This window comes from Flavicella sp. IMCC45537 (assembly GCF_057197705.1).
Window position 1 is genome coordinate 3,284,275 of record NZ_CM170067.1, and the last position, 22,087, is coordinate 3,306,361.

Annotated in this window: 17 protein-coding genes; 14 read left to right on the top strand and 3 right to left on the bottom strand. The window is 34.1% G+C overall.

The window, feature by feature from the left end; all coding sequences use genetic code 11:
* Positions 1–43 precede the first annotated feature (43 nt).
* The 7 genes from moaA to AC2DGP_RS13280 are packed head-to-tail and all read left to right on the top strand — an operon-like array spanning position 44 to position 7,070.
* The gene (gene moaA, locus AC2DGP_RS13250; protein WP_484490541.1) at positions 44–1,039 is read left to right on the top strand and encodes a GTP 3',8-cyclase MoaA; all 996 of its coding nucleotides are present in this window, start codon (positions 44–46) and stop codon (positions 1,037–1,039) included.
* A gap of 10 nt (positions 1,040–1,049) precedes the next feature.
* Positions 1,050–1,511 carry a hypothetical protein gene (locus AC2DGP_RS13255; protein ID WP_484490542.1) on the top strand — a complete coding sequence of 154 codons (462 nt, stop codon included), beginning with the start codon at positions 1,050–1,052 and terminating at the stop codon, positions 1,509–1,511.
* 33 nt (positions 1,512–1,544) lie between these two features.
* Positions 1,545–2,759, top strand: a complete 1,215-nt coding sequence (locus tag AC2DGP_RS13260) for a molybdopterin molybdotransferase MoeA (RefSeq protein WP_484490543.1) — start codon at positions 1,545–1,547, stop codon at positions 2,757–2,759.
* Between the two features lie 39 nt (positions 2,760–2,798).
* A complete protein-coding gene (moaC, locus tag AC2DGP_RS13265) occupies positions 2,799–3,275 on the top strand; it encodes a cyclic pyranopterin monophosphate synthase MoaC (RefSeq protein ID WP_484490544.1) in 477 nt (158 codons plus the stop codon).
* The gene (locus AC2DGP_RS13270; RefSeq protein ID WP_484490545.1) at positions 3,276–4,397 is read left to right on the top strand and encodes an NTP transferase domain-containing protein; all 1,122 of its coding nucleotides are present in this window, start codon (positions 3,276–3,278) and stop codon (positions 4,395–4,397) included.
* Positions 4,398–4,403: 6 nt separating this feature from the next.
* Complete coding sequence (locus AC2DGP_RS13275) at positions 4,404–5,291, top strand: bestrophin family protein (protein ID WP_484490546.1); 888 nt, start codon at positions 4,404–4,406, stop codon at positions 5,289–5,291.
* A gap of 6 nt (positions 5,292–5,297) precedes the next feature.
* Positions 5,298–7,070 (top strand): MutS-related protein, encoded by a 1,773-nt coding sequence (locus AC2DGP_RS13280; RefSeq protein WP_484490547.1) that lies wholly within the window; start codon positions 5,298–5,300, stop codon positions 7,068–7,070.
* Between the two features lie 92 nt (positions 7,071–7,162).
* Here the strand turns inward: AC2DGP_RS13280 and AC2DGP_RS13285 are convergent, their stop codons facing one another.
* Positions 7,163–7,585 (bottom strand): molybdenum cofactor biosynthesis protein MoaE, encoded by a 423-nt coding sequence (locus AC2DGP_RS13285; RefSeq protein ID WP_484490548.1) that lies wholly within the window; start codon positions 7,583–7,585, stop codon positions 7,163–7,165.
* 45 nt (positions 7,586–7,630) lie between these two features.
* Positions 7,631–7,873: a MoaD/ThiS family protein gene (locus tag AC2DGP_RS13290; protein ID WP_484490549.1), complete on the bottom strand. Its 243-nt coding sequence runs from the start codon at positions 7,871–7,873 to the stop codon at positions 7,631–7,633.
* Positions 7,874–7,939: 66 nt separating this feature from the next.
* Between AC2DGP_RS13290 and queG the strand changes: the two genes are divergently transcribed.
* From queG to AC2DGP_RS13310, 4 genes are all read left to right on the top strand, one after another.
* A complete protein-coding gene (queG, locus tag AC2DGP_RS13295) occupies positions 7,940–8,887 on the top strand; it encodes a tRNA epoxyqueuosine(34) reductase QueG (RefSeq protein WP_484490550.1) in 948 nt (315 codons plus the stop codon).
* Between the two features lie 86 nt (positions 8,888–8,973).
* Positions 8,974–9,804 (top strand): hypothetical protein, encoded by an 831-nt coding sequence (locus tag AC2DGP_RS13300; RefSeq protein ID WP_484490551.1) that lies wholly within the window; start codon positions 8,974–8,976, stop codon positions 9,802–9,804.
* Between the two features lie 11 nt (positions 9,805–9,815).
* Entirely contained in the window at positions 9,816–10,325 is a 510-nt protein-coding gene (locus AC2DGP_RS13305) for a hypothetical protein (RefSeq protein WP_484490552.1), read from the top strand.
* 148 nt (positions 10,326–10,473) lie between these two features.
* Entirely contained in the window at positions 10,474–10,944 is a 471-nt protein-coding gene (locus AC2DGP_RS13310; RefSeq protein WP_484490553.1) for a hypothetical protein, read from the top strand.
* Between the two features lie 39 nt (positions 10,945–10,983).
* Here the strand turns inward: AC2DGP_RS13310 and AC2DGP_RS13315 are convergent, their stop codons facing one another.
* On the bottom strand, positions 10,984–11,232 hold the full coding sequence (locus tag AC2DGP_RS13315) for a hypothetical protein (RefSeq protein WP_484490554.1): 249 nt from the start codon (positions 11,230–11,232) through the stop codon (positions 10,984–10,986).
* 787 nt (positions 11,233–12,019) lie between these two features.
* On the opposite strand from AC2DGP_RS13315, the gene AC2DGP_RS13320 reads away from it, so the two are divergent.
* The 3 genes from AC2DGP_RS13320 to sov all read left to right on the top strand — a co-directional run bounded on the left by AC2DGP_RS13320 (position 12,020) and on the right by sov (position 22,060).
* Positions 12,020–14,293 (top strand): NADP-dependent malic enzyme, encoded by a 2,274-nt coding sequence (locus AC2DGP_RS13320; RefSeq protein ID WP_484490555.1) that lies wholly within the window; start codon positions 12,020–12,022, stop codon positions 14,291–14,293.
* A gap of 30 nt (positions 14,294–14,323) precedes the next feature.
* Positions 14,324–14,905 carry a Holliday junction branch migration protein RuvA gene (gene ruvA / locus AC2DGP_RS13325; protein ID WP_484490556.1) on the top strand — a complete coding sequence of 194 codons (582 nt, stop codon included), beginning with the start codon at positions 14,324–14,326 and terminating at the stop codon, positions 14,903–14,905.
* 75 nt (positions 14,906–14,980) lie between these two features.
* Positions 14,981–22,060, top strand: coding sequence for a T9SS outer membrane translocon Sov/SprA (sov, locus tag AC2DGP_RS13330; protein ID WP_484490557.1), 7,080 nt, complete (start codon positions 14,981–14,983; stop codon positions 22,058–22,060).
* Positions 22,061–22,087: the final 27 nt, after the last annotated feature.

The following is a 22,087-nucleotide window of genomic DNA, read 5'->3' on the forward strand; positions in this document are numbered from 1 at the left end:
GTTCTTTTTGTTAGAACTTTACAAGCTTATAGAACCTTAGAAAATGGAAACTTTAGTAGATTCTTTTGGTAGACAAATTACCTATTTGCGCTTAGCGGTTACAGATCGTTGTAATTTACGATGCACTTACTGTATGCCTGCAGAGGGAGCTGCAATTGTAGAGCGAAAAGAATTGTTGACATTTAAAGAGATGTATCGAATTACAAGGGTATTATCTGAATTAGGAGTAAACAAAGTTCGCTTGACAGGTGGGGAGCCTTTTGTTCGTAAAAATTTCATAGATTTTATAAAAATGCTTTCGTTTAACGATCGTTTAGATGAAATAAATATGACAACGAATGGTGCTTTGATTGCTGAGCATATTGAAGAGTTGGAGAAGTTAAAAGTAAAAACGATCAATTTAAGTATTGATAGTTTGGATGCAGGAAATTTTGCTAAAATAACTCGAAGAGATGTGTTCGATAAAGTTTGGGAAACTTATGAGTTATTAAAAAAGAGTAGTTTAAAATTAAAATTAAATATAGTAGTTCAATCAGGTGTCAATACTTCCGAAATAAAGGATTTTGTTGCTCTGACAGAAAAAGAAGCGATTGAAATTCGTTTTATAGAAGAGATGCCATTTAATGGAGTAGGGAAACGTGCTACTGAAGAAGTATGGAATTTCAATAAAATTTTGAATGAAGTAAAAACAGGTTTCAAAGAGGTTGAAAAACTACCAGTTTTAAAATCATCTACTTCGCATACTTTTAGAGTTAAAGGATTTAAAGGGGTGTTTGGAATTATTCCTGCTTACACCCGTACTATTTGTCACGATTGTAATAGAATTAGAATTACATCAACAGGACTGTTGAAAAACTGTTTGTTTGACGAAGGGGTTTTCAATGTGCGAGATTTTATCAGAAAAGGTGCGGATGATGCTGCATTAAAACAATTATTTATAGATTTAGTTTCTAAGAAACCAAAAGATGGTTTTGTTGCAGAGGCAAATCGTTTGAAAAATAAAAATGTTTCCGAAAGTATGTCTTCTATCGGTGGATAACAGAATTATTATGGGGCAAGAAAGAACTTCAAGAAGAAAAATAACCATACTAATTTTGGTTTCAGTTGTGTCAATGTTGATTTTTTCGAATTTTGACCTGACTAAAGAAATACATATTCCAGTTGGTGAAAAAGATTGGTTGTTACCTGTGCCAGCCTTGTTTCCTCTGCTATTTGTTTTTTTATATGGGAACCTAAAGTATTTGAAGTTTTCGTATGCAGAAGGTAAAAATATCATCCAAAAAGTAATATTTGGCTTATTAAATATGGTCATAACGGTTACTATATTTTTAGTAGGATTTTCTTTTTGGAAATACAGTCAGGGAGATATTGATGTTGCCTTTTTTGGAGAGATAAAAAAAGCGTTTCACTTAAATTTCAGAAATTTATATTTTTGGGTGTTTTATCAAAGTGTATTGATGGCCTATGGATTGTCGATTTTAAAAATTCTGGTGAGCAGGTTAAAAAAGTAATGCAGTAAATTTAATTGATTCAAAAAATAGTTCATGATAGAAGTTATACAAGCAAGTGAATTGATCTTAGAAAATTCTCAAGATTACGGTACAGAATCGGTACATTTTATGGAATCTTTAGGTAGAGTTTTAAAAGAAGATATTCTTGCTGATAGAGATTTTCCTCCTTTTAATAGAGTTTGTATGGATGGGATTGCTGTCTCTTTTAAAGTATTTTCTGAAGGACAGAAATCTTTTGAAATTGAAGGGGTTCAAGCAGCCGGGAGTCCTCAAAAAAAACTAAATGATGCTACAAAATGTTTAGAGGTAATGACCGGTGCTGTTTTGCCTTTAGGGGTGGATGTCGTGATTCCTTATGAATTGGTATCAATTGAAAACGGAATTGCAACCACTGCATTGGATGAAGTGAAATTGTTACAAAATGTTCATTTAAAAGGAAAAGACAAATCCAAAGGCGATTTGTTAATTCCTAAAAATACAAGAATTTCAGCTGCGGAAATAGGTGTTTTTGCCACTGTAGGAAAAAAAGAAATCTTAGTAGCAAAACAGCCAAAAGTACTTATTGTCTCTACGGGTGATGAATTGGTTGAAGTAGCTGAGAATCCCTTAGAACATCAAATTAGAAGAAGTAATGTATATAGTTTGCAAGCCCTGTTGTTAGAGCTAGCTATTCCATCAGACACAAAACATTTGTCAGATGATAAGGAAGCTTTGCTAAAAGAAATAGGAGCTGCAATAAAGCAATATGATGTGCTGCTGTTCAGTGGGGCGGTGTCCAAAGGAAAGTTTGATTTTATTCCTGAGGTGTTAGACGAAATAGGGGTTGAGAAGTTGTTTCATAAAGTAAAACAACGTCCGGGAAAACCTTTTTGGTTTGGAAGGCTTGCCTCATCAGATGTTGAGGTATCTTTTGGTGCTGTGGTTTTTGCTTTTCCGGGGAATCCAGTTTCAACGTATGTGAATTGTTTGAAGTATTTTTATCCATGGTACCAAAAGTCGGTTTATGGCAAAGCGGATACAACAAAATATGCAAAATTGGGAGTTGATTTTAACTTTAAACCTAGTTTGACCTATTTTTTACAAGTTCAATTGAAAAATATTAAGGGAGAACTTATAGCATACCCTGTAACTGGAAATGGTTCAGGTGATTTGGCTAACTTAACGGAAGCCGATGCTTTTTTGGAGTTACCAGGTGATAGAACAGCATTTCAAAAAGGAGAAATTTTTCCTGTAATAACTTATCGATAAATTGTTTGATGCCGGGGGCTAATATTTAAATAAAAAAACGTGAAGAATTTTACTCATCTAAGCAATAGTGATCAACCTAAAATGGTAGATGTTGGTGCTAAAAAAATCACAAAAAGACAAGCAACCGCTAAGGCTACTATGTTTTTAGGTAAAGAAATAATATCTTTATTCGAGAATGAAGAATTGAAAACGAAAAAAGGCCCCGTTTTTCAAACAGCAATCATTGCTGGGATACAGGCAGTTAAAAAAACATCGGAATTGATTCCTATGTGCCATCCGTTGTTAATTCATGGTGTAGATGTAGAGATTGAAATATTAGATGAGGAATGTATTGAGTTGTTTTGCACAGTTAAAATAGAAGGTAAAACAGGGGTAGAAATGGAGGCTCTTACAGGAGTTAATATTGCAGCACTTACCGTATATGATATGTGTAAATCAGTTTCGCAAGATATGGTAATCAAGGAAGTAGTATTAGTAAAAAAATCTGGTGGGAAATCGGATATTAATAAAGGATAAATGAAAAAGCATAGCAAACACGCAAAATTAACACTTAGAAATAATGGAGATTTTGCTCCAAATGAAATTGCATTAGTAGGTGTAAAATGCAGTGTTATAACAGATCTTGTTGCAGCGATTAGTGAAAAATTATCAGAGAAAGTAAAAATAGCCTATGCCGATGCTTCTCATGGGAAGGATAATACGGCACCTGTTTTTGATACTTTTACATATCATTCTTCTGGAGATACAGTGATTTCCTCTGATATCAAAAAAAATAAGTTCAATGAGCGAGTTCGTTTTTCAAATTATGATCTTGTTTTAGTTAATGGAAACCATTTTCCTGCGCAAAAACAAATAGTAATATTAGATCCTGAGAAGGAAAACTCTATAGAAAAAAGAATAGAGCAATTAGATGCTGTTCAGTTTTTTGTGACCACGCAAAATGGCCTAGAGGTATTTAATGCCTTAAAGGAGAAATACCCAAACTATACAAGCTTACCAATCTATTCTTTAGAGGATTTGGCATCGATTACTGAGCATATAGCAAATTTGGTAGCATCTGAAAAACCAAAATTGAATGGTTTGGTGTTAGTTGGCGGCAAGAGCACAAGAATGGGTACGGACAAAGCTCAACTTTCTTATCATGGAATGCCGCAAAGTGACTTTGCTGTAAAGTTATTAGAGGAGAAAGGCTTGGAGACATTTGTTTCTGCAAGAGCACATCAAAAGATAGATAATCATAAGACGATTACAGATGCTTTTATTGGTTTAGGTCCTTTTGGGGCAATATGTTCCGCTTTTATGAAAAACCCTAATGAGGCGTATCTTGTTTTGGCTACAGATTTGCCTTACGTTTCGGAAGAGGTGATTGAGAAATTGTTAGAGAATAGAAACCCGAAAAAGATAGCTACTGCTATTAAAGGGAAATCAGCTAAATTTATGGAGCCTTTGATTACTATATGGGAGCCTAAATCATATCCAATATTATTGAGTTATTTAGCACAAGGATATTCTTGTCCTAGAAAAATATTGATCAATTCTGAAGTTGAAATAATTGAAATTGATGATGAGTTGATTAGAAATGTAAATACACCAGAAGAATTTGAAACAGTAAAACAAGAGTTGAAAACTTTAAATTAATATCAGATGATTTTAGAAAAAAGAATTCCTTTAAGTTATTGGTTTAAAATTATCCGTTTTGATATGCTTATCATAGGGATATTTTCTTCTTTCGTGTTTATACTGTCTCTGTATCTACAGCATCTAACAATTCCATTTTCTATTGTTGCTTTTTTAGGAACTGCCATTTCTTTGTTACTTTCTTTTAAGTTAAGTCAATCATATGATAGATGGTGGGAGGCCAGAAAAATTTGGGGAGCTATAGTGAATGATTCCAGGAGTTTTGTAGTTCAGTTGAAAAATTTCACTGACGGTACTGATTCTGACTTGGTGCGTAAAATGGGGTTCCGTCAGATGGGTTGGTGTTATGTTTTAGGAAATGATTTGAGAAGATTAGAGTCTTTAGAAATTGCTGAAAAATTTGTTTCAAAAGAAGAATTAGAGGTGTTAAAAACTAGTAAAAACAGGGCCTTAACTTTGTTGGATTTTCATAACAAAGATTTACTGGAACTTCATAAATCAAAAAAAATTAATGACTATCAGCAAATACAAATAGATAGTACTATTGTGCGTTTGTGTGCTTCTATGGGAAAAGCTGAACGAATTAAAAATACGTTTTTCCCAAAAACATATAGAATGACCTTGCATTTCTTTATTTATATATTTTTAATATCACTGTCTTTGTCCTTGACAGATTTACATAATGTGATAGAAATTCCATTTATGATGGTGATTTCTTTACCTTTTTTTATGCTTGAAAAAATAGCTTTAACCATTCAAGATCCATTTGAAAATAAACCCGCTGATACCCCTGTAACGAGTATTGCAAGGACGATTGAAATCAATTTAAAACAACTTTTAGATGAGGAAGAAATTCCTGAAAAAATTGTTTCGGATACCTATTACTCTCTTTAAAATTTTATGCAAACATCTCCATTTGATTTTTATTCAGCAGAAAAAAAACATTTTAATGAATTATATGTAACTGTTCAAAAACAGTTGAAAGCATATAGTTTGATTCGTTTCATCGCTTTTGCGAGCACTGTTTTCTGTATTTATTTTTTTTTAGGGAATGTTCAAATAATGTTAGGTTCGGGAATTACTGGAGCTGTTATTTTTGGCGTATTTCTGAAAAAGTATTGGACTAAAAAAGAAGAAAAACAGCATCTGTTTCGTTTGATTGAAATAAATGCCTGTGAATTATCTGTATTAGAAGGTGATGTTTCTGGGCTAGATACCGGAGAACGCTATAAGAACCCAAAACATGCCTATAGTTTTGATATAGATGTGTTTGGGAAAAATTCGTTTTTTCAGTTTTTGAATAGAACGACTACTACTGCGGGAACCGAAAAATTAGTCTCTTTTTTGAATGAAAATAATATTGAAGGGATAGAGCAAAAACAAGAAGCTATTCAGGAGTTGAGTAGGTTGCCGAAATGGCGACAAGAGTTTGCGGCTTTGGCAAGTTCAGTCCAAACAGAAATTGAGCCAAATGAGGTAGTTCGTTGGTTGCAGCAACATCCTATTTCGTTACCAAAAATTGGTAAATGGCTGCCTATGGTTTTTTCAACGGTGTCGCTGTTACTGATTTTAGGGATAAGTTTTTTGAATATTTCGTTTAATTTTTTAACCATATGGTTTTTTGTTGGACTCGCAGTTTCTGGGGTCTTTATTAAAAAAGTCAATCATTTGTATCTACGCGTTGGAAAGGTGAAAGCAACGTTTCAGCAGTATTATAAATTGTTAGAAGTGTTAGAGAAGAAAGAATTCTCTGCAGAGAAATTAAATGCAATGCGATCTAAAATTAATAATAATCATGAAAAAGCATCTAAAACAATGGCTGTCTTTTTCGATTATTTAAATGCACTAGATCAACGTAATAATGTGATTTTTGCCATTTTTGGAAATGGTTTGTTGTTATGGGATTTTAAACAAGCCTATCGTGTAGAACAATGGATGGAGGTAAATAAAAATAAGGTAAAAGATTGGTTTGAAGTTATCGCCTTTTTTGATGCTTACAATAGTTTAGCAAATTATGCATTTAATAATCCGGCATTTACATTTGCGACTATCTCTTCAGAAGAATCGGTTATTGAGGCGACAGGTTTAGGACATCCTTCTTTGTTGGAGTCAAAAAGGGTAAACAGTGATTGTGTGTTAAATAAACAAGACTTTTTTATTATCACAGGGGCAAATATGGCAGGGAAAAGTACTTTTTTAAGAACGGTGTCTTTGAGTATTCTCATGTCAAATATGGGATTGCCTGTTTGTGCAAAACAGATGACTTATAATCCCGTAAAACTTATAACAAGTATTAGAAATAGTGATTCGTTATCTGATGATACGTCTTATTTTTTCTCTGAATTAAAACGATTAAAATATATTGTCGAAGCTCTTAGGGATGAAAATTATTTTATCGTTCTGGATGAAATATTAAAGGGAACCAACAGTACAGATAAGGCTGAGGGGTCTCAAAAATTTGTCGAAAAATTGGTCGCTTCGAAAGCTACTGGCTTGATTGCTACACATGATTTAAGTTTGTGTGAAATTGAGAGTCAGTATACTGAAATTCACAATTATTATTTTGATGCAGAAATAAAAAACGATGAATTGTTTTTTGATTATAAATTGAAAAAAGGAATCTGTCAAAATATGAATGCTTCTTTCTTGTTAAGGAAAATGGAGATTGTATAGTTTATAGTCAGGAGTCAGGAGTCAGGAGTCAAAGCATTCAAATCGTTAAAATCATCATTCCTATGTCTTGATTCTAGAATCATTAATCTTTTTTAGGGATGTGCATTTACCCAGACCTCACCATCTTCAAAATGTTCTTTTTTCCAGATAGGGACCGTTTCTTTGAGTGTATCAATAGCATATTGACAAGCTTCAAACGCAGCAACTCTATGGGCCGCAGAGACAGCAATTATTACAGGGATGTCTCCAATTTGTAACATTCCTTCTGCGTGATGAATTGCAATTTTAAACACTTCAAATTTCTCCAGAACTTTTTCTGCAATTAACTGCATTTCTTTAATTGCCATGGGGCCATAGGCTGAAAAATCTAATTTTTCTACCTCTTTTCCTTTGGTATGATTTCTTACCGTTCCTACAAATATATCGATCCCGCCACAAGTTGGATCTTCCACAAAGCTATAGCATTCTTTAAGAGAAAGTTTGTCTGAAGTTAATTTTATAGAAATAGGATTCATTCGGAAAAAGATTATAAGTTTTAATATTTAGAGGTAATAATTCAATTAACCACCACTTACGGGTGGAATTATGGCGATGGTGTCTTGCTGTTGAATTATTTGTTCCTCTAAGGCGTAAGCTTCATTAAGAGCAATTGCGTACGTCGTGTAAGTTTTTAGTTGGGGATAGTTTGCAATCAAAGATTCTTTAAAATCTCCAATAGTACTACCGCTGTTTATTTCTATTGAAATGTTGCTTTCTCCAATTAAATCGGCAATAATTCCAAAAAGTAAAACTTCAATTTGCATTTGTCTTGTGTTTTTACAAAAATACTTTTTAAAAGTGATTCACACAAAGCGAGAGTTCCTTAATTAATGTATTTTTGTGATACTTTGACTGCAATTGAAAGACATACAAAACTTATAAAAGAGAAGGCTTTAGAGTTCGGCTTTACAAGTATTGGAATTTCCAAAGCTGGGTTTTTAGAAGAGGAAGCACCCAGATTGGAGGAATGGTTGAAGCAGGGTTTTCAAGGAGAAATGCAATACCTTGAAAATAATTTTGACAAACGATTAGATCCTACTTTGCTGGTAGAAGGGGCTAAATCGGTTATTTCTTTGAGTTATAATTATTTTCCAGAGGAGGTTCAAAGCCAGGATTCTTATCATGTAGCTAAATATGCATACGGGCAAGATTATCATCATGTGCTCAAAAAGAAATTGCAGGATTTGATGCTTTTTATTCATGAAGAGATTGGTGAAGTGGGGGGAAGGGTTTTTACCGATTCTGCTCCTGTTATGGAACGAGCTTGGGCACAAAAGTCAGGTTTGGGGTGGAATGGAAAACATTCTTTGTTGATTCAAAAGCATCATGGTTCTTTTTTCTTTTTAGCTGAAATGATATTGGATTTAGATCTAGTTTATGACCAGCCTTTTAAAACCGATCACTGCGGTACCTGCACCAAGTGTATTGATGCTTGTCCGACTGCCGCCATTTTGCCTAACAATACAGTTGATGGAAGCAAATGTATCTCATACTTTACGATTGAATTAAAAAATGAATTACCTACAGAGGTAAAGGGTAAATTTGATGACTGGATGTTTGGCTGTGATATATGCCAGGATGTATGTCCATGGAATCGCTTTTCAAAGCCGCATTCTGAGCCATTGTTTAATCCTCACCCGGATTTATTACAAATGTCTAAAAATGATTGGGAAGAAATTACAGAAGATGTTTTTAGAAAAGTTTTTAAAAAATCTGCTGTAAAAAGAACAAAGTTTACCGGTTTGACAAGGAATATTGAGTTTTTAAAAGACGAATAGGTTTGCATCTATTATTATTTCACCAATTTTTTCAACTCAGAAAAAGGTTAAAAAAATTAGATTGTTAAAAATACTACAGGTAAATTATGAGAATTTTAAAAATAGTAATATTCATGCTTGGATTTGGTTTTGTTGTAAATGCACAAACTTATTCCAATTTGAGTACGTCAGATAAAGAAGTATACTCTTTGTTTTTTGACAAGTTAGAAATGGAGAGTCAATATAAAGCAGGAGCCAAAGTTGTTTTAAAAACATTTGCAGTAAAAAACCCGAGAATTAGTCAAGGAGTATGGGATCAAATAATGAATGAAATTAATTTTGAAAAGTACAACTTAAGAACATTAAATACTTTAGTTTCATTATATAGTGTAGAGAAGGTAAAGGAAATAATGGCCTTAAATGAAATGGCGGATGTTATTAATGATACAGGTGAGTTTTTGTTTGAACCAACCCTAGACGAAGCTGAAGTGTTATATAAGGAGAGTAAAATAAATGGAAGAATGCTTTCACTTGATATAATACAACTTATGACAAAATATGTCAGCCTTGCGGATGGTGGTTTTACTTCAGGTTTTATGAAGAGTGTAGATTTAGAATTGGTGAATGTTCAGCTTCCTGATCGCAGCAAAAATGAAGTATATGTTGTTGGTTATTATGATGTGACAATTACTTGGGATAGAGAAATGTTTCCAGTTACAGGTAACGTAAAACTGAGAGCGACCCTTTATGAAGATGGGGATGAGGTGTTTAATGGTCGTTCATGGGAGAATATTGAAGGTAATCCAGGTGTTTTTACCTTTAAAAACAAAAGACTTCAAAAAGGAGATTACAAATTGAAAATATTTGTTGATGTCGATAATTTCGTTCAAGGCATTGACTACCTAAACCTTGATATTAGAGAACCTGTTCGTAAATAATTCTATAGAAAATGAAAAAAATATTTATTTATTTTATATTTGTGCTGGTTGCGCAAATAAGTATTGCGCAAGATTGTAGCTTAGCTAAGCTGGTAGATGATATTAAAAATACACCAGCTCTAAAAGAGGCAATTAAGAGTAAGCCTGAGTTGGTCAACGCGTGGAAAAAGTTCGATGATGTAGGTGTTGATGATGCACTTAGAAAAAATCCAGGAGCTTTAGATGCTTACAACAAAAGACTTAATGGAGAGGTAGTTCCTGAGCCAAATACTTATTTGTCGCAAGATTATATTGATAATCATTTAGCAAAGTTTGATGAAGGTGCAGTTCGATTTACTACCGATAAATATCCAACTTTAGGAACTGATGAAGCCTTTGTTATGCCAAAAAGTGAATTTGATGATTTAATGGCTGAAACAGGAGGTAATTTAACAGCTATAGAACAAAAATTAACTTTAGAGCCAGGTACTTTGACAGGAAATAACACTGTTATAGCATGGGTTAAAAAAAGAAGATTTTAAGACTGATGTTAGATTTCCAACAGGTAAGGAGGGTGGAGCGATTCCTGGAAAATGGATTCCAGGAGGGAAAACCGCAGGTGGTGTTTCTGAAGCTATTTTAGATTTATCGGATAAAAGTATTAAGAAGATATTATTTCCTTTTTAATTTATGAGAGAAATTAAATTAGATAATGGTTGGATTGTTAGTAAGGTTGAATTTAAACAGGCGGTACTTCATGTACTGCCTTTAGAAAACTCCCTTTTTAGGAAAAAACAAGATGTTTTATTGCCTGTTAACATATATAATGCTATTCTTGGTGGAGAGGTAGAAATTAAGGAGTTATTTAAGAAATATAAATTACATAATCTTATTTTTCAATGGGAAAAAAGAGAGCCTAAAGCGGTTGTTGTTCCTGAAAATACTGATTTCATTTATTACGGTAAAGGATTTATTGTTACCGATGAGACTGGACGATATTTTATAAAATATCAATTATCAAGGCACGGAGGTGGTATTCGAAAATTTGAGATAAGCAAAGAGATTTATCTTGAAGCACGAACAGGTAAATATAGCACTTCTGAATTGTTTAAAAAGTATGATTTATATCGTTTCGATATATCAGAGAATAATGTAAAGTAAAAATCAAAAGCCTCACTTTTCTTGAGGCTTTTTTATGCATTAAGAAAACGCTTGTTTGGTTGTGAAATTCTGGTCTATATTGTCAATTAGAAAGAACAATTTACTATGAGTTTCTTTGTCCAGTTGTTCAATATCATCAATTCTTTTAAGCGCCTCTTTATTGTAGTTAGCTAACTGTCCTTCTCCTACCAAATAATCTACGCTTACATTAAATACTTTGGCTAGTTTTAAAATCATATCAATAGATGGAGTAGTTCTTTCATAAGAAAGTCTTCGTAGTAAATTCAACCGGAAGAAACGAGATAAACAAGGTGCTGTTTGAGCGTAGCGAGTTCAGCTTGTTTCGTTTCGAGGATTAGAATTTCAAGAAAGTTTCTTCAGACTAGATTTTTGATTACTTTTCATCAATGGAAAAGTAATATGAAATAAGCTTTTTCATTATAGATGTAAAACTCTAATTTTTTCTTTTTTCGATTTCTTCAATGGAGTGATTCTCAATTACGAACTTTAGAGACGAAGATTATTTTATTTTTTTTCAAAGATTTATAAATATAGTTTTTCGTCATAAGAAAGTCTTCGTAGTAAATTCATCCACAAGAAACGAGATAAACAAGGTGCTGTTTGAGCGTAGGGAGTTCAGCTTGTTTCGTTTCGAGGATTAGAATTTCAAGAAAGTTTCTTCAGACTAGATTTTTGGTTACTTTTCATCAATGGAAAAGTAATATGAAATAAGCTTTTTCATTACAGTTGTAAAACTCTAATTTTTCCAATAACGTAGATTTGCAATTTGTGCGATTAAACTTGCGATAAATAAACTACCCAGGCACCACACTAATTCCAAAATTATTTCTCAATGCACTTTTTTATGAGCGATTGCACAAGCAGAGATGGTAAATATCTGTTGCTTTAAATTATATAAAATAGTCGTTTTAAAAATAACGACTGAGAGCTGTAATAAAAATAAAAAGTATTTGAATTAACTCCTGTTTTTAACTTCCTAAAAGATTAAAAAACTTCTGAAGTTTCTATTCTAAAATGAATATATTTGTTGGTTAATTAACCTACGAAAAATCGCATGTCTGAATCTAGAAAAAGAAGAGAAGCTTTATTATATCACGCAAAGCCAACACCCGGAAAAATAAAAGTAGTTCCTACAAAAAAGTATGCAAGTCAAAGAGATTTGTCTTTAGCTTATTCTCCAGGGGTTGCTGAGCCTTGTTTGGAGATAGAAAAGGATCCAGAAAATGCTTACAGGTATACTTCTAAAGGAAATTTAGTTGCGGTAATTTCTAACGGAACTGCAGTTCTTGGTTTAGGAGATATTGGACCACTTGCAGGAAAACCTGTAATGGAAGGGAAAGGATTGCTTTTTAAAATATTTGCTGATATTGATGTGTTTGATATAGAGGTAGATGTTACAGATGTAGATAGGTTTATTGATACCGTAAAAGCTATTTCTCCAACTTTTGGTGGGATAAATTTAGAAGATATTAAGGCTCCTGAGGCTTTTGAGATAGAAAGAAGACTGAAAGAAGAATTGGATATTCCGGTGATGCATGATGATCAGCACGGAACAGCTATTATTTCTGCAGCAGCATTAAAGAATGCAGCAGAGATAGTAGGTAAAAATATTGAAGATTTAAAAATTGTAGTGAATGGGGCAGGGGCAGCAGCAATTTCTTGTACCCGTTTGTATATGGCACTCGGAGCCAAGAGAGATAATATTGTTATGTGCGATTCTAAAGGAGTTATTCGTAACGATCGTGCAAATTTAACTTCTCAAAAAGCAGAATTTTCAACAGATAGAGATTTGAATACTTTAGAGCAAGCAATGATTGGTTCTGATGTGTTTATTGGATTGTCTAAAGGAGATGTGGTCACACCAGAGATGTTGTTAACCATGGCGAATGATCCAATTGTTTTTGCAATGGCCAATCCAACGCCAGAAATAAATTTTGACTTAGCAGTTAAGACAAGAAAAGATATCATTATGGCTACAGGTCGTTCTGATCATCCTAATCAAGTGAATAATGTTTTAGGATTCCCTTTTATTTTTAGAGGAGCTTTGGATGTTAGAGCTACTGGAATTAATGAAGAAATGAAAATGGCAGCGGTACATGCTTTGGCAGATCTTGCAAAGAAAACCGTACCAGAACAAGTAAACCTTGCATACAATCAGTCAAACCTTACGTTTGGTAGAGATTATATCATTCCAAAACCTTTTGACCCTAGGTTGATTTATGAAATTCCACCAGCAATTGCGAAAGCAGCAATGGATTCGGGAATTGCAAAATACCCAATCCAAGATTGGGAAAAATACAAGCATGAGTTGATGGAACGATTGGGGACTGGGAATAAAATGGTTCGTATGCTGCATGATAGAGCCAAATCAAATCCAAAACGTTTGGTGTTCAATGAAGCGGATAAACTAAATGTAATGAAAGCGGCACAAATAGTGCATGATGAAGGAATTGCCATTCCAATTTTATTAGGAAATAAAGCCATCATTCAAAAACATATAGAAGAAATTGGCTTTGATGGTGATGTGGAAATCATTGATCCAAAAATTGATGAGGAAAGACCGCGTAGGTTTAAATACGCAGAAATTTATTGGAAAGCAAACCAACGAAAAGGGGTTACTTTAGTGGAAGCTCAAAAAATGATGCGTGAGCGTAATTATTTTGCTGCCATGATGGTAAACGAAGGAGATGCTGATGCCATGATTACAGGGTATTCTAGGAACTATTCTAGTACGATAAAACCTTTGTTTGAAACTATTGGAATGATGGAAGGAGTATCTAGAATTGCTGCAACAAATATGATGTTGACAAAACGTGGACCTATGTTCTTGTCTGATACAACCATCAATATTGATCCAAATGCCAAACAATTGGCTAAAATTACACAGTTAACAAGTAGCGTTGTAAAAATGTTTGGTTTAGAGCCAGTGGTGGCAATGTTGTCGTTTTCAAACTTTGGAGCGTCACCGTCAATACATCCTAGAAAAATTGAAGAAGCCGTACAAATTTTGCACAAATCGAATCCTGATTTAATAGTGGATGGACCAATACAAGCAGATTTTGCCCTGAATTCTGAAATGATGGAAGATAAATTTCCTTTTTCACTATTGGCCGGAAAAAAAACAAATACCTTAGTTTTTCCAAACCTTGACTCTGCAAATATTTCTTATAAAATGATGAAGGAATTGAACGGAGTAGAGTCTATTGGGCCAATTATTCTTGGTTTGAAAAAACCAGCACATATTTTACAATTAGGTGCAAGTGTTGACGAAATGGTAAATATGGCTGCAGTAGCAGTTGTTGATGCTCAGAATAAAGCAAAAAATTAAAACAAACCGTAAGAATCAGAATCTAACAATATGATTACACAGTTAAGAGGGAGATTAGTAGAGAAAAATCCAACGTATGTTGTGGTAGATTGCAATGGGGTTGGGTATTTATTACATATTTCATTGAATACCTTTAGTGCCTTACCATCAGAGGAGTTAATTACAATATATACACATCTTTCTATCAAAGAAGATGCACATACCTTATTTGGTTTTGTGACCAGATTAGAACGTGAAATTTTTAGGTTATTGATTTCTGTATCAGGAGTTGGGCCAAGCATTGCTAGAACCATGTTGTCTTCTATGACTTCAGAAGAAATTCAACAAGCAATTGCTTCGTCAAACGTAGCTTTGATACAATCTGTGAAAGGAATTGGAGCAAAAACAGCACAAAGACTTATTTTGGATTTAAAAGATAAGGTGGTTAAAACTTTTGATTTAGATGAAAATGAACTTCCGGTGCACAATACTAATAAAGATGAAGCGTTATCTGCTTTAGAAGTACTTGGATTTGCAAGAAAAATTTCGGAAAAGGTATTAGATCGTATACTAAAAGAAGACAGTACATTGTCTGTCGAAGCATTAATTAAAAAAGCATTGAAAAGTTTCTAACCAAACTTGAGAAGACTTTTACAAAAATACAGGGGGGTAATTTTGTTGTGTTGTACCGTGTTTTTATACACTGCAATGTCAGCACAGATAGCGCCTGTCGTAGAGTCAGATTCTATACCTCCTAAAAAAGAAACGGGAGATAGTATGTTTCTTAAGCTGCCTACCACTAAGGAGGTAATTTATGATCCGGCAAGTAAGCGTTATATCATAAAAGAAACTGTTGGTGGTGTTGAGGTAAGTACTCCATTATTTATGTCTACTTCTGAATATAAGGAGTATCGCCTAAACCAAGACATGCAGTCTTATTATAAGGATAAAATTAGTGCCTTAAATAGTGACAAAGAGGGTAGTGAAGAGGCGCAAAAAAACTTGTTGCCTACTTATTACGTGAATTCAAGTTTGTTTAAAACTATTTTTGGTGGAAATGCGATCGAGGTAAATACCCAAGGATCTATTGATGTTCGTTTGGGAGTATTGTATCAAAATATTGAGAATCCTCAGTTGTCTGAAGAAAATAGAAGCAATACTACTTTTGATTTTGACCAACAGGTAACCGCTAGTATTGGTGCAAAAATAGGAGAAAGACTTAAGGTTACCGCCAACTATGATACCAAATCTACCTTTGATTTTCAGAATCTTGTGAAAGTAGAATTTTTGCCAACGATGCAAAATGGCTTTGAATCTGAAAATGCGGATGATATTGTTAGAAAGATTGAATTAGGGAATGTTAGCATGGATGTTAGCAACAATTTAATTTCTGGTTCTCAGAGTTTGTTCGGTATCAAATCTGAATTACAGTTTGGAAAAACAACAATTACCTCTGTTTTTTCAGAACAGAAATCAGAGACAAAAACAGTTACGGCTAAAGGAGGTTCTTCTTTAAATGAATTTGAGTTACAGACAACCCAATATGCTGCGAATAAATATTTCTTCTTGTCTCATTATTTTAGAAATAATTATAATGATGCCTTAAAGAATTTTCCTATCGTTAACAGTTCTGTAAACGTAATTAAAGTTGAGGTTTGGATTACCAACAGAGGTTCTGCAACCGAGGATGTTAGAAATATTGTTGCCTTGACAGATTTGGGTGAAAACGGAAGAGATTTTTATGATAATACACTTTCTAATATTACTAATGCAGGTATTACAGAACTAACACCAGAACTTCCAGATAACAATGCCAATACGCTGAATTCTGTTTTAGCTCCGGGTTCAGGCATAAGGCAAATTGGTACCGTGAGAACGGAATTGATCAGTTCGGGAATGATTAATCCAACCCAAGGATCTGATTATACTATTTTAGAGAATGCTAAAAAATTAAATCCCAATGAATATTCTTATCATCCGCAATTAGGGGTACTTACCTTGAATAGAAATTTAACGGATGGAGATGTTTTAGCGGTAGCCTTTCAATATTCTCTTACCGGTGATGAGCAAGTGTATCAAGTTGGGGAATTTTCTACAGATGGAATTGAGTCTTCTGAGAATTTAGTAGTAAAAATGCTGCGTTCAGAAATTAAGGAACCTGGAAAAAGAATCTGGGATTTGATGATGAAAAATGTCTATTCTTTGGGGGCTTATCAAATGCAACCGGAAGGATTCTTATTGGAACTTTTGTATAAAGACGATCAGACTGGGGTTGCAATTAACTCATTGCAAAACGCAGTTTCTACGTATAATTCTAACGGTACTGAAGTAGTGGTAAGCGATCGTACATTATTGAATTTAATGAAACTGGATAGTTTGGATCAGAATAATTTCTTGAAACCTAAGGGGGATGGATATTTTGATTATGTAGAAGGGATTACCGTAGATTCTGAAACGGGAAGTATTCATTTTCCAACGGTGGAGCCTTTTGGTCGAGATTTAGAGGCAAAATTGACGGATGCGGCAGATGATCAATACCTTTTTAAAGAATTATATACCGAAATTCAAGCCGTTGCACAGAATAATTATCAAACACGTGATAAGTATTTGATCAAAGGATATTATAAATCAGATGCTAGCAATGGGATATCATTAGGTGCATTTAACGTTCCAAGAGGTTCGGTTACAGTAACCTCAAATGGAATTGTACTGACTGAAGGTGCTGATTATGTAGTAGATTATCTAAGTGGTAGAGTTCAGATTATCAATCCAGCGATTGAGGCCTCTGGGGCACCTGTTCAGGTTTCCTTGGAGAATAATACTTTGTTCAATCAGCAAACAAAACGATATGTTGGAATTGATGTAGAGCATAAGTTCTCTGAAAAATTTCAAATGACTGGGACTTATTTGAATGTGAATGAGCGACCATTGACACAAAAAACGTCCTATGGATCTGACCCAATTAACAATACCATGTTGGGACTTACTTTTAACTATGATTCAGAAATTCCGTGGTTGACTAAAATGGTAAACAAATTGCCATTCCAAGACACAGATGTTCCTTCACAGTTAACTGTGAGAGGAGATTTTGCTTATATGTTACCTGGTACGCCAAGTGGAATTGATCAAGATGGAGAGGCAACTACCTATATTGATGATTTTGAAGGAGCTCAAATACCATTGAGTATCATGGATGAAAATTCATGGAAAATTGCAAGTAAGCCTTTGAACTTCGATAGTTATAATTTTGGGCCAGATAGTGAAGACCCTTCCTTGGAATATGGTGAGAAAAGAGCTGATATGGCTTGGTATTCGATTGATAGATTGTTTTACGGTAACTCTTCGCTTACCCCAGGGAATATTGATAATGATGAACTTTCTAGAAACGAGGTGAGCAGGGTAGATTATAGTGAGATTTTTCCGGCAACCGATTTAGATTTTACGCAATCAACAACGCTTTCTACGTTTGATTTATCATATTTTCCAAAGGAGAGAGGTAGTTATAACTATGATATTACCAATTTAGATTTTGATGGTAGTTTGGCAAATCCTGAAGATAGATGGGGAGGGATAACTAGAGCCTTAACTACTACAGATTTTGAAAGAGCAAACGTTGAATACATTCAGTTTTGGATGCAAGACCCTTACGAGGGTTATTCTATTCGTCCAGAAGAAGGAGGACCGCAAAATCCTGCAGCGGTTGTGAAAGAGGGTGAGTTGTTTTTCAACTTAGGAAATATTTCTGAAGATGTTTTGAAAGATAGTCGTAAGGTTTATGAGAATGGATTGCCTGGTGCTGGAGAAGTGGATAACACAGAAGAGACCGTTTGGTCAAGAATTCCTAATAACAATACCTTTTTATATGCCTTTACCGAATTGGATGAGGATAGAGTTTTGCAAGATGTTGGGCTAGATGGTTTTAATGATGCAGGTGAGACTCGTTATCCTAATACCGGTTCTGAGGATAGATCCACGGATAATTATCATTTCTTTAGAGGAAGTGATTATGATGCGCAAAATGCCTCTATTATAACAAGATATAAGGATTATAATAAAACAGAGGGTAATTCACCTACCGCCAATTTGAGTACAGAATCTTATCCAACTTCTGCTACAGCAGTGGCTGATGCCGAGGATATTAATAAGGATCAAACAATGAATACGATCAATGCGTATTACCAATATAAAGTATCCTTAAATGCATCCGATTTAGTTTTAGGTAGAAACAATATTGTTGATATCAAAAGAACAAAAAGAGAAACACCGGATGGATTGGAAAAAGATGTAACATGGTATCAATTTAGAATTCCAATAAGTGGTGGGGTGCCTATTAATGGAATTTCAGATTTTAATTCCATTCGTTTTATGCGTATGTTCTTAACAAAATTCAAATCACCTGTAGTGTTAAGATTTGGGCAATTGCAATTGGTAAGAGGAGATTGGAGACGATATGAGAAAAACGTGCACGGTGGAGTTCAGGTGCCAGATGATGATTTGGATGAGGTGGAATTGAATAACTTTACTACGGGAGTTGTAAACATTGAAGAAAATGCAAGTAGACAACCAATTCCTTATGTGTTACCTCCAGGAATACAAAGAGAACAGTTGCAGGGAAGTACAAGATTGCAGTTTCAAAATGAGCAATCTTTAGCAGTGAAAATAAATGATTTGCCTGCGGGGGAAGCACGTACTGTTTATAAGAATATGATTTCTGATTTGAGAATGTACAAAAGATTAAAAATGTTTGTGCATGCTGAAGGAATAGGTTCTGATTTGGATGATAATAAGATGATGGCTATCATGCGTTTGGGGTCTGATTTAAATGATAACTTTTATCAAATAGAAGTGCCCCTGAAGGCGACTTTGTTTAGTCAGTCTACCAGTGAAGAGGTATGGCCTGCCGAGAATAATTTTGAGGTTGATTTAGAAAGTTTAGGATTGCTAAAGGTAGAACGTTACGCAGACGAAAGTTCTCCGAGTGCCACAGAATTATATCCGTTGCCTGTTGCTGGGGAAGAGCCTGCTTATAGAATAAGAGTAAAAGGAAACCCGAATTTGGCAAATATCAAAACCATGATGATGGGGGTACAAAATATTTCTGATGTACAACAAAGTGCTGAGATTTGGTTTAATGAGTTGCGTGTTGCTGGTTTTGATAATGAAGGAGGTTGGGCATCTGTGGTAAGCGCAAATGCCAATTTTGCTGACTTGGCGGATGTTGCGTTAACGGGAAGTATTTCTACCATCGGGTTTGGTGGAGTTGAGGAGAGAGTGAATGAAAGAAGTCAAGAAGATGTAAAGCAATATGGAGTCTCTACAAATGTGAATGTAGGGAAATTGATGCCAAAAGAATGGGGAGTTAAAATTCCTTTGAGTTACTCTATATCTGAAGAATTTAAAGATCCTAAATACGATCCTCAATTTCAAGATGTGAAATTTGAAGATGCAAAAGATATTAACGAGAATAGCAGTAGTGCTAGAGATTATACTAAAAGGCATAGCATTAGCTTGATAAATGTTAGAAAAGAACGCGTTGGAGAGTTGAAAAAGAAACCAAAGCCTTATGATGTCGAGAATTTTTCTGTTTCTTATAGCTATAATGAAGAGAACCATAGGGACTATAATGTGCAAAAGCATTTAGTTCAAGATGTAAAAACTTCAGCAAATTACGCTTACAATATTCCTGCAATGCCTATCGAACCTTTTAAGAATTCTAAATCATTAGATAATAAGTATTTTAGGATAATTAAGGATATCAATTTCAATTTGTTACCATCAACGATTGGTGTGAATAGTAATATTACTAGGAGTTATAATGAACAAGCTTCTAGGAATTTAGTTACCGGAGGAGCGTTGCCGACTTTACAACAAAGAAATTTCTTATTTGATTGGGATTATAATATTGGTTACAACTTAAGTAAAAACTTAAAATTTAATTTAAGAGCAGCAAACAATCATATTTATGATGCTTTTGAAAATACTGATGAAGCGGAGAATGTTCAGTTATTCTCGAATTTCTTTAATCTTGGGCGTGCAAATAATTACAGCCAAAAATTTGATGCCAATTATCAAATACCGATTAACAAATTGCCATACCTTGGTTTTGTAACGGCAGATTATAGTTATACGGCTGATTTTAATTGGCAGGCGGGCTCACAGTCTTTTCAATATGAAATTGGGAATGCGATTCAAAACGCAAATACGCATACCATTTCTTCTAATTTAAACATGACCAAGTTTTATAAAGATATTGGTTTGAAGAGTTTGTTTACACCAAGTTCAAAGAAATCTAAAAAGAAGAAAAAATCTAAAAAAGATGACGGTGCACCAAAATTTGCAACCCCATCTGCGCCTAGAAGGATTGGAAAGAAAAAGAAAACTACTGCTGGTGAAAAGGTGTTGAATGTTGCCTATGATTTGGTAACCATGATTAAAACAGGTAGAATTAGTTACGCAGATAATAATGGTATGTATTTACCGGGTTACAAAGAATCCGTTGGCTTTTTAGGACAAACGAGAAGTGGAAGTGGAAGTATGTCACCGACCTTTGGATTTGTATTCGGAGATCAAAGAGATATTAGGCAATTGGCGTTAGAGCAAGATTGGTTAACAACAAGAAATGTAAATATCAACGGTGTTGAAGATGAGAATTATTACTCTAAAACCTATACCAATACACACTATGATAAACTAGATTGGTCTTTATCGGTAAAACCAATAAAAGATTTAGATATCAATATCAATGCAAATAGAATTACCACACGCAATAAATCACAACAAATTGATGCTGTGAGAGATTATGGAAATGGAACTGTGGAATCTGGTTTTGATAGAAGATTTGAATATACTCAGCTTACAGAGACAAGTAACTTTAGTATGACGTATAGTATGTTTAAAACTTCATTTGATGGAAATGGAGATGATACCTTTCAACAATTTTTAGATAATAGAGCTACAATTCAACAACGACTTGCAAATGAAAGCGGATTGGATCAGACAAAATATGGATTGAATACCCAAGATGTGTTATTGCCTTCTTTTACCTCTGCCTATTCAGGTGGAAGTGCTGAAACAGAGAAATTAAGTCCGTTTAGAAATATGCCTATTCCAAACTGGAGGTTGAGTTATAAAGGGTTTATGCGGGTCAAATGGTTTAAGAAAAACTTCTCTAGCTTTGTTGTAACACATGCTTATAAGTCTTCTTATACGATTGCAAATATGAGTAACAACGCACAGTATATTGAAAATGGTGGTGTGCCTCCAACGGATATCAATGGGAATTATTTATCTAAAGTTGTCATCTCTACAATCGCTTTAAATGATGGTTTCTCACCGCTTGTAAAGTTAGATATGAGATTTAAAAATAGTTTGTCGTTTAGAGGAGAAGTAAATAAAGATAGAACCTTGGCATTGAGTTTTAATAACAATTCGTTGTCTGATATACGAGGAACAGAGTATGTGTTTGGATTGGGTTATATTTTAAAAGATCTTAAACTGAAAGGAGCTTCAGGTAGAAGAAAAGCAATCAAGGGTGATTTGAATATGAAAGCGGATGTTTCATACCGTCAAAATTTAACAACTATTAGATCGATTGATACCCAAAACACGCAAATTACAGGAGGTCAAAATTTATTTTCATTGAAACTTTCGGCAGATTATAATTTGAATAAAAACTTAATTGCCACCTTCTATTACGATCAATCCGCAACTAGGTATGCAATTTCAACATCTTTCCCAAGACAATCTATCAGTAGTGGAATCAGTATTACCTATAATTTAGGAAACTAAAGAAAATAATTTCTAATATAGATCTGT